Annotated in this window: 12 protein-coding genes; 7 read left to right on the top strand and 5 right to left on the bottom strand. The window is 64.5% G+C overall.

Features of this window, described 5'->3' with window-relative positions; all coding sequences use genetic code 11:
- On the top strand, positions 1-591 hold a 591-nt coding region (locus tag G4O04_04135), incomplete at its 5' end, for a metal-dependent hydrolase (GenBank protein ID HEY57713.1).
- 97 nt (positions 592-688) lie between these two features.
- On the opposite strand, the gene G4O04_04130 is transcribed toward G4O04_04135, so the two are convergent.
- The 3 genes from G4O04_04130 to dnaN all read right to left on the bottom strand — a co-directional run bounded on the left by G4O04_04130 (position 689) and on the right by dnaN (position 4,998).
- Complete coding sequence (locus G4O04_04130; GenBank protein ID HEY57712.1) at positions 689-1,366, bottom strand: deoxynucleoside kinase; 678 nt, start codon at positions 1,364-1,366, stop codon at positions 689-691.
- Between the two features lie 37 nt (positions 1,367-1,403).
- Positions 1,404-3,755 carry a hypothetical protein gene (locus G4O04_04125; GenBank protein HEY57711.1) on the bottom strand — a complete coding sequence of 784 codons (2,352 nt, stop codon included), beginning with the start codon at positions 3,753-3,755 and terminating at the stop codon, positions 1,404-1,406.
- Positions 3,756-3,876: 121 nt separating this feature from the next.
- The gene (gene dnaN, locus G4O04_04120; protein ID HEY57710.1) at positions 3,877-4,998 is read right to left on the bottom strand and encodes a DNA polymerase III subunit beta; all 1,122 of its coding nucleotides are present in this window, start codon (positions 4,996-4,998) and stop codon (positions 3,877-3,879) included.
- A 125-nt stretch (positions 4,999-5,123) separates the two neighbouring features.
- Here dnaN and G4O04_04115 point away from each other — a divergent pair, with 125 nt between their 5' ends.
- On the top strand, positions 5,124-5,609 hold the full coding sequence (locus G4O04_04115) for a flavin reductase family protein (protein HEY57709.1): 486 nt from the start codon (positions 5,124-5,126) through the stop codon (positions 5,607-5,609).
- Positions 5,610-5,630: 21 nt separating this feature from the next.
- Positions 5,631-6,224 (top strand): AmmeMemoRadiSam system protein A, encoded by a 594-nt coding sequence (amrA, locus tag G4O04_04110; protein ID HEY57708.1) that lies wholly within the window; start codon positions 5,631-5,633, stop codon positions 6,222-6,224.
- A gap of 23 nt (positions 6,225-6,247) precedes the next feature.
- Here amrA and G4O04_04105 read toward each other — a convergent pair whose 3' ends face one another.
- Positions 6,248-7,060 carry a mechanosensitive ion channel gene (locus tag G4O04_04105; protein ID HEY57707.1) on the bottom strand — a complete coding sequence of 271 codons (813 nt, stop codon included), beginning with the start codon at positions 7,058-7,060 and terminating at the stop codon, positions 6,248-6,250.
- A 122-nt stretch (positions 7,061-7,182) separates the two neighbouring features.
- Between G4O04_04105 and G4O04_04100 the strand changes: the two genes are divergently transcribed.
- Positions 7,183-8,211, top strand: a complete 1,029-nt coding sequence (locus G4O04_04100; GenBank protein HEY57706.1) for a glycosyltransferase — start codon at positions 7,183-7,185, stop codon at positions 8,209-8,211.
- A 7-nt stretch (positions 8,212-8,218) separates the two neighbouring features.
- On the opposite strand, the gene upp is transcribed toward G4O04_04100, so the two are convergent.
- Positions 8,219-8,845, bottom strand: coding sequence for a uracil phosphoribosyltransferase (gene upp / locus G4O04_04095; GenBank protein ID HEY57705.1), 627 nt, complete (start codon positions 8,843-8,845; stop codon positions 8,219-8,221).
- 169 nt (positions 8,846-9,014) lie between these two features.
- Here upp and G4O04_04090 point away from each other — a divergent pair, with 169 nt between their 5' ends.
- From G4O04_04090 to G4O04_04080, 3 genes are all read left to right on the top strand, one after another.
- Positions 9,015-9,620, top strand: a complete 606-nt coding sequence (locus tag G4O04_04090) for a sigma-70 family RNA polymerase sigma factor (protein HEY57704.1) — start codon at positions 9,015-9,017, stop codon at positions 9,618-9,620.
- Positions 9,613-10,143, top strand: a complete 531-nt coding sequence (locus tag G4O04_04085; protein HEY57703.1) for a zf-HC2 domain-containing protein — start codon at positions 9,613-9,615, stop codon at positions 10,141-10,143. Before G4O04_04090 ends, G4O04_04085 begins: the two co-directional genes overlap by 8 nt.
- A 33-nt stretch (positions 10,144-10,176) precedes the next feature.
- Positions 10,177-10,430: hypothetical protein (locus G4O04_04080; protein ID HEY57702.1), on the top strand; the 254-nt coding region annotated here is incomplete at its 3' end.

The following is a 10,430-nucleotide window of genomic DNA, read 5'->3' as shown; positions in this document are numbered from 1 at the left end:
GCCAGCACCACGGCCGACGCCGTGGACGCCGACTTTATCGTGGTCAGCCACGGCCACGGCGACCATGTTGGCGATACGGTGGCCCTGGCCCAGCGCACCGGCGCGTTGGTCATCAGCAACTTCGAGATCTGCAACTGGCTCAACCAGCAAGGTGTGGAGAAAACCCATCCCCAGCACATCGGCGGTGGGTTCCACCACCCCTTTGGCTACCTCAAGCTGACCCAGGCGCTGCACGGCTCGGCTCTGCCCGACGGCTCCTATGGCGGCAACCCGGCGGGGATTCTCATCACCACCAAAGACGGGAAGAAAGTGTACCTAGCCCAGGACACCGGTCTGTTCGGCGATATGCAACTCATCGGCGACGAGGGGCTGGACCTGGCCGTGCTGCCCATTGGCGACAACTTCACCATGGGGCCCGAGGACGCGCTGAAGGCCGTCAAACTGCTGCGCCCCAAGGTGGTCATTCCCATCCACTACAGCACCTGGGATCTCATCGCCCAGGACCCCGCCCAGTGGGCGCAACGCGTTGAGCAGGAAACCACAGCCAGGGCGCAGGTGCTCCGCCCCGGCGAGACCTTCGTTCTGGAATAGGTGACCGACCCCAACGGGGCGCCCGACGCCCCGTTGCCCTCTCCACCGCCCCCTGGGGTGGCGAAAAAGCCCTGACAGGCTTTCTGTCAGGGCTTTTTTACGCCGCGCCGTTGACCCTCCGCACCTCCTCGGCGGTGAACACCACCTCCTCTTTGCCAGCCAGTTTATCCTGCACCTTGTGCACGATCAGGTCGAGATGCGCCGGGTGAGCCACATAGTCCAAATCGTCGGCCGGGACGGTGAGGATGGGGCACAACGCAAACCGCTGCACCCATTCCTCATACAGGGTGTTGAGTTGGGCCAGATATTCGGCGGAGATGTGCCGCTCATAGTCCCGGCCCCGGAGGGCGATGCGCTGCAACAGGGTGGGCACCGAAGCCCGCAAATAGACGACCAGATCCGGAGGAGGCAAAATATCCACCACCACCTCGTACAGGTCGCGGTAGGTGCGATAATCGCGTTCCTCCATCAGGCCCTGGCGGTACAGGTTCTCGGCAAAAATCTCAGCATCCTCGTACACGCTGCGGTCTTGAATGACCGAGGTGGGATGATTAAGCAGGCGGCGGTGGATGCGCAGCCGGTGAGTCAGAAAGAAAATCTGGGAGTGGAAGGCCCAGGTGCGCATGTCGCGGTAGAAATTGGCCAGGTAGGGGTTTTCCGTAACCGGCTCGTAGAAAGGCTGCCAGCCCAACCTTTTGCTCAACAACTTCACCAGGGTGGATTTGCCGACGCCGATGTTTCCGGCTACGGCGACGAATTTCTTCCCTGTGCGCATGTCCGGCTCCTCAAGAAAAGGCTCGACGGCCTGGCCTTCAGTCCCCCTCTGCGGAGGCGTCCGGAAGAACAAAGGCCACGGCGTGTTTCTTGCGGCCTTCCATCACCAGGCTCAAGGTGGCCTGGGGGCGGAAGTCTTCCACGGCGATGACCCGCAGGGTGCGTTCCAGCCAATCGGGTGGCGTTTCACCCAGAAAATCCGCCAGCCGGTTGGGGGTCTCGTAGAAGAAAGCACGGTTGAACACCGTGCGCTCATCGCCCAAATCCACGGCCAGAGGGTAGATGTTGGCCTCCATCAAATCCTGGAAGAAATGGGTGCCAAAAGAAGGCTCCGGCGCCGGCCCGATGGAGGCCCCGGCCAACTCCACCAACGCGCGGGTGTTGTAGATGTCGGCGTAGCCCACCTGCACGCCCAGTTCGGGGTTGGACGACCCCCAGCGGCCCGGCCCCACACAGATGAACGGAGTGCCTTCCAGGGCCAGATTGACTTTCCCGATGGCCAGCACCAGTTGGTAGCGCTGGGCGGTCAGGGTGTAGTACCCCTCGGGAATGACAAAAAGCACATAGCGAATCCCCTCCACCTGGCCGTGGGGGACGATGTTGTAGGTCTCCAGCACGATATCCTCGGGGGCGATATCCGGCGGTACCTCAATGGCACTGCCCTTGAAAGTGCTCTGCGGGCGACACTGCAGGATGGTGATCTCCACCCGCGGCTGACGGCTGCCGGGGTCCACCACCCGAGCCGCGAATTCCATATCCACCGGCGTGCGATAGGCCCGCTCCAACCGCTTCAGAATGAGCCGCATGTGGGCGGCAAAGGTCGTGCGCCGCAGCCACTGGTCAAAGGTGACCACCAACTGGTCCGTCTGGCTCTTCGGGATGAAACCGGTGTGCAACTCGGTGAGATACCCGTCTGCGTTCATAGAAAACACATACCGCAGCCCGGGGTCCCGCCGGTCCACTGCCTCGGCCAGCGGCACGGTGCGGAAAGCGTTGCGCTTCAGGTCGATCACATCCACATAATGCTGCGAATAGTGCTGAATGGCTTTCGGGGTGACCTCGGGGCGCAGCGTGGGATGGCTGAGGGCCACCAGGCGGGGGTAATCGTTGCCCACCCGATCTACCGCGCGGGTCCCCAGGCCGTACACCAGGCGTAGGAAGCCGTCCTCAGGCCGGATTTTGCTCGCCCAAACGAGCAGATTGTAACTGAAGGCCACCCCCGCGGCTTGCGGATAGAACAGGCCTTGCTCTTCGTGGGGTTCGCCTTCCACCACCTGGATGAGAATGGCGATGCGCTCATCGTAATCCAACAGCCCCTTGGCCCGCCGATAGAGCAAGGGGTCCGGCCCCAACGCGCTGGCATAGATGCTGGCAATGGCGCGGGTGAAAGCCGTCAGGTTCTCTTCCAGGCTGCCCTGATTGGGCAAGAAGTGACTTTCGTACTTCCCGGCGAAAGAGGTGCCGAAGTTATCTTCCAACAGACTGGAGGAGCGCACGATGATGGGGCGGTTGCTCAGTTCCACCAACAGAGCGCGGAAACGCTCCAGGATGTCCTGCGGGAAAGTGCCCCGCAGGTACTCCTGACGCAACATGGGGAACTCGGCGCGAATCTGGGCCTCGTCTTTGTACTTCTGGTCGGCCCACTTCATCAAATCGTTGTGCACCATGAAGGTGTACATCACATCGGCGCCCAGGTAATAGGACTCCGGGATGCGAATCAACGAGCGCACCTCCTCGGGGGCCTCGGACTGAAGGATCCGGTAAGCCAGCAACATCCCGGCCGCCTTGCCGCCGATTTTCCCCGGCCCGATTTTGCGCTTGCGAATCTGATCCAGGTCCTGCACGGTCAGCCAGTCTTTAGCCAGGCTCACATAGTCCAACTGGTCGCTGACCAGGGTGCGGATGAGCACCACTTTAATCTCCTGGAGGCGCGCCTGCTGCTTGGCCCGCTGCTCCGGGGACATTTTCAGGATGTGATAGGCCTGCTCGAAGAGCATGGGCAGCGGGGCCAGTTCGGGGTTGAAGCCGACTTCGATCTCCTCCGGCCGGGGGGCGCGTTCGGCCAACACCCCGCGGACAATCTCCTCGAACAAATCGAAAGGCAGATTGTAAGCGAAGTAAAAATCGGTGAGGTGACTGCGCACCCGGTCCAGACGGGTCTCCCAAATTTCGGCCGGTTCCTCGCTATAAGGGTCCTGCAGCCCTTCAGCGTACTGGGAGCGAATAGCCTCCTCCCGCACCCGGGCCTCGAACTCTTTGGGCGTGATCACCCCTCGCCGAAACAACTCCTGGCGCATGCGCGCCCGGATGCGCGTGCGCAGGATGGGATAGCGGGCCAGGGTGATGTAGATCCGCCACAGGGGATCGGTGGCGCTTTTCGGAAGGGTCATGGGAACCTACCGCGGCAAGGGGGAGCCTAACAAGGTATGGGGCAACACACGAACAGCGCCAAGGTCAGGCCCTGGCCCAGCTTGGCGCTGCTCCGCTGTCTGGGCAACCGTTGGGGGCGCTTCAGGACAAATGCATGGGCATCACCACATGCAGRAAGTGTTCATCGCCCACYGCGCGCACCACRCCGGGGCTGGCAGGGGCGGTGGTCTCCAAAGCCACTTCGGGGCTCTTCACCGCCTCCAGGGCCTCGCGCAGGAAGCGCACATTGAAGGCRATGACGATGGGGTCACCCTCCACTGTGGCCAGCAGGGTRGTCTCGCTGGAACCGGTCTCCGATTGAGAGGAGACCCGCAACYCGCCTGGTTTGTCGCCCCCGGGAGTGATGTCCAGGCGCACGATGTTGGTTCCTTCGCGGGCGAAGATTTCCGCCTGCTTGCAGGCCTTGAGGAARGCCTCGGTGGAGAKCACGGTGCGGGTGTGATAACTGCGCGGGATGATCTGCTCGAAGGCAGGATACTCCCCGTCGATGAGTTGCGAAACCAACTCGGCCTCGCCCACGCGAAAGATGATCTGCCCGCGCTCGGGCGGGGCCACCAACGCCAACTCACCCTCCGGGTCGGCAATGCGCGCCAGTTCCGTCAACGCCCGCGCAGGGACGATGACTTCCAGGTCGCTGCCTGCAGGCTGGGGAAGATCGGCGTAACGCACCGAAAGGCGATAGCCGTCCGAGGCCGCCAGGGTCATCTGATCCCCCCGTACCCGCAGCAGGACGCCGGTCAACACCGGCCGCGCATCGTCGGTGGACGCGGCAAAGGCCACCTGTTGCACCATCTCGCGGAAGTCTTCCACCAGCAGCCGCACGCCGTCGCTAAAATCGGGCACCGGCAGGGGCGGGAACTCATCGGCGTCGATGCCCCGAATGTCGGTGTGGGAGGAGGCGCAACGCACATCCAGGGTTACCGAGCCTTCCTCCACCTTCAGGGTCACGCCTTCGTTGGGGAAGGTGCTCACCAGGTCGTTGAAGGTGCGCGCCGGGACGGTGATGGCCCCCTCCTCAGCCACCTTGGCCGGAATCCAGCACGTGATCGCCATCTCCAGATTGGTGGCCGAAAGACGCAAACGCCCCTCGTCGGTGGCCAGGAGCACATTGGCCAGCACGGGCAGCGTGCTGCGGGTGGCGACGGCCCGAGAAACGATGTTCAACCCACGGGCCAGGGCTTCACGCGAGACGGTGACCTCCATTGCGACCTCCGCTTTGCTGGGTGAGTTGCTAAGAGTATACAACGAGAAAGCCAAATCCGCAAACGCTTGACGCCCTCCCCGACCTGCGCTAAGATGAACACACCCCCGCTCAGGAGGCTTTGCTCATGACGCTTCCCTTGCCCGAGGCGCTGCGTCAGGCCATGCGTCGCTGGGCCAGCGGAGTGACCGTGGTCAGCACCCTCTACCAGGGACAGCCCTACGGCATGACGGTCAGTTCGCTGACCTCGGTCTCCCTGGATCCGCCTTACGTTCTGGTCTCCCTGGCGCGCGACGCGCAAACGCGCCAGGCCGTGCTGGAAGCCGGTTTCTTCGGCGTGACCATCCTGGCCGAACACCAGGCCGACCTGTCCGAGCGTTTCGCCGGTCAGGTCGAGGGGCCGGAGCGCTTTCACGGTGTGGAGACCCTGACCCTGGTCACCGGCGCGCCGCTGCTCGCCGAGGGGCTGGCCTATCTCGATTGCCGGGTGGCCCAGACGCTAGAGGTGGGCACCCACACTCTGGTCATCGGCGCGGTCCAGGCCGCACGCAAAGGCCACGCCGCCCTCCCCCTGGTGTACTTCAACCGCGATTACCATCGCCTGGCCCGCTGACCCCCCGCAGGAGGTGAGACCATGGCCCGTTTGAGCGAGGAAGAACGCCAGGTCCTGCTGCGCTTGGCCCGCGAGGCCCTGGAGCATAGCGTCCATGGTCGCAAACTGCCTCCCCTGGATTGGGACAGCCTGCCCCCGCGCCTGAAAGAGCCGGGAGCCACCTTCGTCACCCTCACCAAAAATGGGCGGCTGCGGGGGTGCATCGGCGCGTTGGAGGCCCATCAGCCTCTGGCCGAAGATGTGCGCGAGCACGCCATTGCCGCTGCGCTGCACGATCCGCGCTTCCCTCCGGTGACCCCCGACGAGTTGGATGATATTCGCCTGGAAGTCTCCTACCTCACGCCGCCGGAGCCCCTGCCCTATGAGCGCCCCGAGGACCTGCTGCGCCGTCTGCGCCCCCATGTGGACGGCGTGGTGCTCTCCGACGGCTGGCGCAAGGCCACCTTCCTCCCTCAGGTGTGGGATCAGTTGCCCACCCCGGCCACCTTCCTGAGCCATCTATGCCTCAAAATGGGTGCCCCGGCCGACTGCTGGTTGACCCAACCCTTGCAGGTATGGACCTATCAGGTGGAGAAGTTCCACGAGCCGGGCTTTCGAGAAGAACAGACGACTTGAGCGGCTTTACCGCTCAAGTCGCCTCACTGGTGCAGATACACCGTCCGGATGGGGAAGGGAATCTCGATGCCCTTCTCCTGGAACACCCGATGAACAACCTGGACCGCGGCGCTCTTGGCCTCCCAAAGACCGGTCTCTTTGGGGTCGATCCAGAAGTACACGGTAAAGTCAATGGAGGACTCGCCAAAGGTGTGGAAAACGACGGTGGGAGCAGGGTCCTCCTGCACGCCGGGCACCGAACGCACGGCTTCCAGCGCCGCCTCACGGGCTTGGGTCAGATCCGTGTCATAGGCCACGCCCACCGTGATCTCGATGCGGCGGGCCTGGGTGCGGGTGTAGTTGATGATCGCCTGGGTGTACACATCGGCGTTGGGGATGTAGACCCGCCGGCCGTCCCAGGTACGCATCTCGGTGGCCCGCAGGTTGATGTTCAACACCACCCCGGCGTAATCGCCCACCTGGATGGCGTCGCCGATGTCAAAAGGCTGCTGCAACAACAGCAAAACCCCAGCCACGAAGTTCTTGCTCACATCCTGAATGGCAAAGCCCACGGTGAAGCCCAGCACCCCCAAACCGGTGAGGAAGGCCGTCATATCAAAGCCCACCTGCTGCAAGGCCACCACAGTGAACAGGGCCATCAGCCCCCAGCGGGTGAGTTGCTGCAAAAGCAGGATCACTTCCGGGTCCGTCTTACGGCGGCGCAGCAAAACGCCCAAAGCCTTTCCCAGCCAACCCGAAACCACCAATCCGGCCACGAAGAGCACCAGCGCCATGATGAGGCGCGGCAGGAAACTCGCTGCGACGAGGAGCCATTCCTGAAAAGTGATGGTCGTCATAGGTCCCTCCTTCCACGGAGAAATGGCGGGGGGCATAAAGGCGCCGCAGCCACCAGGGCGTGACGCCCATGTGCGCCCATTGTATCCGGAAAACCCGCAAAGGACAAAGAGGCATGGGAAAGATGAAGGCCAAACGTCCCCGGCTCTCGGTGCTGCTTCCCGTCTTCAACGCCGAAGACACGCTGCACGAGGCCCTGGAAAGCCTGCGGCGGCAGACCTTCCAGGACTTCGAGATCGTGGCCATCGACGACGGCTCCACGGACAGCACCCCGCGCCTGTTGGCGGCCTGGGCCACGCGGGAGCCGCGGCTGCGGGTAGTGCGTCGCCCTCATCACGGGGTGGTCGCCGCCCTTCAGGCCGGCCTGGCCCTGTGCCGCGCGCCCCTGGTGGCCCGGATGGACGCCGACGACATCGCCCTGCCCCAACGGCTGGCTGCCCAGGTGTCCTTTCTGGAAGCGCATCCTCAGGTGGCCGTGGTGGGCTGCCAGGTGGAGCCCTTCCCCCCGCACCGGGTGGGGCAGGGCCTGCGGCGCTACTTAGCCTGGCAAAACGCCCTGCTCGACGATGCGGCCATCCGGCGGGAAATCTTCGTCGAAAGCCCCCTCACCCACCCCAGCGTGGTCTTCCGCCGTGAGGTGGTGCTTTCCGTGGGCGGCTATCGTGACCCCGGATGGCCGGAAGATTACGACTTGTGGCTGCGCCTGTACCTGGCTGGCGCCCGCTTCGGCAAGATCCCTCAGGTGCTGCTGCGCTGGCGCGAGCGGCCCAATCGCCTCACGCGCATTGACCCCCGCTGCACCACCGAGAACTTGCAGCGGGCCAAGGCCTTCTACCTGGCCCACGGGCCGCTGACCGACCGGGATGCCGTGTTCCTCTGGGGCGCCGGGCCCACCGGACGCCGCTTAGGGCGGATGCTCCTGTCCTTCGGCGTGCCCCTGCGCGCTTACATCGACATCGACCCCAGAAAAATCGGGCGCACCCGCCACGGCCTCCCCGTCCACGCGCCGGAAGCCCTCTCCAAGTTGTGGGCCGAGGCTCACCACCCCGCCCTGGTGGCCGCCGTGGGCGCCGCCGGGGCCCGGGCTCTGATCCGCCAGCGCCTGAAAGCGCAAGGGCTGATCGAGGGCGAGGATTGGTGGTTCGCCGCCTAAGACCCTCTCACCCCGTGCCGAACTGACGGTCTCCCGCATCACCCAAGCCGGGCAGAATGTACCCGCGCTCGTTGAGCCGCTCGTCCACCGCCGCCAGATGGATGGGGATGTCCGGGTGGCGTTCTTGCATCAACGCGATGCCTTCCGGCGCGCCGATCAGCCCGACGAACTTGATGCGCTTCACGCCCCAGCGCTTGAGGATATCCGCCGTGGCCACGGCAGAGCCTCCGGTGGCCAGCATGGGGTCAAGAATCAGGCACAGCGACACCGTCGGCTCCACGGGGAATTTGTTGTAATATTCCACCGGCTTCAAGGTACGCTCATCGCGGTAGAGGCCGATGTGCCACACCTGCGCCGAGGGCAACAGGGCCCACACGCCCTCCACCATGCCCAGCCCGGCCCGCAGGATAGGCACCAGACCGATGCGATCCCGCAATTGCACGCCCTGGGCCTTCATCAGGGGCGTTTCCACTTCCAGAGGCTCGGTGGCCAGATCGCGGGTGGCCTCATAAGTGAGCAGCGTGGCGATTTCGCGCACCAGTTGCCGAAACCGGGTAGAGTCGATGCGTTTATCCCGCAAGAGGGTGAGTTTGTGTTCAATGAGGGGGTGATGGGAAACGAAGACCTGAGACATGGGCTTTCTCCGGAGTCAGTATGCAGCAAGGGATGAGGGACAAATCGGAGAGCGGGAAGGTCTCACAAGGTCCAGAAACAGCCCCGCTCCAGGCGGTTAAATTGTACAATAACCCTCCCCAGGTGCCACTCTTCCGTGCAACTTTTGCCGCCGAAGGGCGTAGAAAACTATGAAAATCCTTCTCCACGGAGCCATGATGTCCATACCCCACGCCGCGTCCACCCCTGAGGAGCAAGCCGAGGTGCTCCGGGCCTGTCAGGGCGATACCGAAGCCTTCGACAGGCTGGTGGCGCGCTATTACCGGCGGGTGTACACCCTTTGCCTGAGCCTGCTGGAGGACCCCGACGAAGCGGAGGAGGCCACGCAAGAGGCCTTCTGGCGGGCTTACCGGAACCTGAAGAGATACGACCCATCACGCTCTTTCCGCACCTGGCTGCTGAGCATCGCGGCCCATCACGCCATTGACCGATTACGCCGTCGCCGAGCCAGGGCCCCCTGGAGCGAAGCGCTTCCGGCAGAGACCCTCACGCCCGAAGAACACCTCCTGGCCCAGGAGGAGCGGGAACGCATCCGCCGGCTGGTGGGGCAACTCCCTCCCCTAGAACGCGCGCTGATCCTGCTGCGCTACTGGGAGGGCGCATCGTACCGCGAGATGGCCCAGGCCCTCCGCCTCAGCGAAAGCGCGGTCAAGAGCCGCCTGTTCCGTGCCCGGCGAGCCCTGGCCCAGGCTTATCGCGCCGAACTGGCCACACTCGAGGAGCCGTCCCATGCATGAACCCTATGCCACCTGGATTCTGGAGCAAGAGGCCCTCACCCCGGAGCAACGCGCGGCCCTGGAAAGTCACCTGGCCCAATGCGCACCCTGCCAGGCCCTGGACCTGGGGTGGCGGGCCGCGCGCCGGGGGTTGAGCCACTACCCCGAAGCCGCCCCGCGCCCGGGGTATCTGGCGCGCTGGCAGGTCTATCGCGCCGCGCAGGTGCGTCGGCGCCGACGGCAGGCCTGGGTGGCCGGGTTGCTTGCCGGGGCAGGGGCCATCCTCGCGCTGCTCCTGAGCGCCCTACTGGGGCTCTCCCCGCTCACCTGGCTCGTGGGACGGCTCATCGCCGGGGTGCGTTGGGCTGCGCAGGCTCACGCCCTCTGGGTTCTGCTGCGCGCCCTCGCCGACCTGCTCCCACGCCCGCTGAGCGCCTTGCTGCTGGCCGGAAGCAGCCTGAGCGGCGCCGCTCTGGTGGTCTTCTGGGCTTGGCTGCTCCTCCAGAGCGCCCGGCCCTCCCTGGCCCGCTCCTGGAGAGGCTGACCTCTCGCTCACCCACCCAACAGGAGGTTCCCGATGAACAAAGGAAGTTTGCGCGTCCTGTCCATGGCGTTGGCGTTTGTGCTCCTGCTGTTTCTCGCCTGGCCCGCGCCCGCCTACGCCGCCGGGCCCGGCCAAGGCCGGGTGATCTTCGGCGAATCGTTCACCCTAGCCGCCGGCAAAACCGTGGACGGCAACCTGGTCGTCTTTGGCGGTTCGGTCACTATCGAACAGGGAGCCTTAGTGCGCGGCGATGTGGCCGTCTTTGGCGGCTCGGCCACCGTGGCCGG

It is taken from the genome of Anaerolineae bacterium (assembly GCA_011176535.1).
In the GTDB taxonomy this organism is placed as follows: Bacteria; Chloroflexota; Anaerolineae; order Anaerolineales; family DRMV01; genus DUEP01.
Note: the sequence above shows the minus strand (reverse complement) of the source record. Positions and strands in the feature narration are given on the sequence as shown.